Annotated in this window: 2 protein-coding genes and 1 pseudogene; all 3 read left to right on the plus strand. The window is 51.2% G+C overall.

Annotated features, from left to right (window positions below; translation table 11 throughout):
* Nucleotides 1-124: pseudogene (locus VZT47_RS10630) on the plus strand (hydrogenase formation protein HypD); the annotation flags it as partial.
* A gap of 1 nt (nucleotide 125) precedes the next feature.
* Complete coding sequence (locus VZT47_RS10635) at nucleotides 126-608, plus strand: GNAT family N-acetyltransferase (protein ID WP_330224925.1); 483 nt, start codon at nucleotides 126-128, stop codon at nucleotides 606-608.
* Nucleotides 609-617: 9 nt separating this feature from the next.
* A partial coding sequence (locus tag VZT47_RS10640; RefSeq protein WP_330224926.1) for an AIR synthase related protein occupies nucleotides 618-1,038 on the plus strand: 421 nt, incomplete at its 3' end.

Consider the following 1,038-nt stretch of genomic DNA (forward strand, 5'->3'; position numbering starts at 1 on the left):
GACGGGCATGATTACCCCTGAAAAATGCCCCTGCTTCGGAAAAGCATGCACCCCGGACCATCCCGTGGGAGCCTGCATGGTTTCCTCCGAAGGGGCCTGCTGCATTACATACCGGGGAGGTTAATATGGAAATCAGGAAATACAGGACTTGCGATGAAGAAGCGTGCCGCACCATCTGGAATGAAGTGGTGGAAAAAACAGACTCTTTCCCTCAGATGGAACCGCTGGAAAAAGGAGAAGCCGACCGGTTCTTCAAATCCATGAGTTATACAGGGGTGGCGGCGGATGAAAAAGGAGACATTCTGGGCCTTTACATCCTTCATCCCAATAATGTGGGCCGCTGCGGGCATATCGCCAATACCAGCTATGCGGTGAAAAGCTCCATCCGCGGGCAGCATCTCGGAGAAAAACTGGTGCGCCACTCTCTTTCCGAAGGGAAGAAACTGGGATTTCGGATTCTCCAGTTCAATGCGGTAGTGGCAGATAATATCCATGCCCTTCACCTCTATGACCGGCTGGGCTTTACCCGCCTGGGGACAGTCCCCGGCGGATTTCTGAAACACGACGGAACTTATGAGGATATAATCCTCTTTTACCATCTCCTGTGAGGAGGACCTATGAAAATCGAACTGCGCCATGGGGCAGGCGGCGAAGAAACCGGCCGCCTCATCGGAAGCCTTTTTGAGAAATATTTCAAAAATCCCATACTGGACAAAATGGAAGACGGGGCAGTCCTTCCTCCTCTGAAAGGAAATCCTGTCTTCACCTCGGACTCCTTCGTGGTGGAGCCCCTCTTTTTCCCGGGAGGAAATATCGGCCGCCTTTCCATCTGCGGGACGGTGAACGACCTGGCCTCCATGGGCGCAGAGCCTCTCTATCTCACCGCTTCCTTCATCCTGGAAACAGGTCTTGAAATGGAAACCAACAAAAATAATAAGTTAAAGTCCGAATTCCGTCTCTATGGTGATGCAAATATGGGGGACGGATGGTTAGCTAATATTGGTATTAAGATTAAATCCACCACTGAAATGCCATTCC

Origin of the sequence: Dialister sp., from assembly GCF_036343215.1 — a bacterium.
In the GTDB taxonomy this organism is placed as follows: Bacteria; Bacillota; Negativicutes; order Veillonellales; family Dialisteraceae; genus Dialister.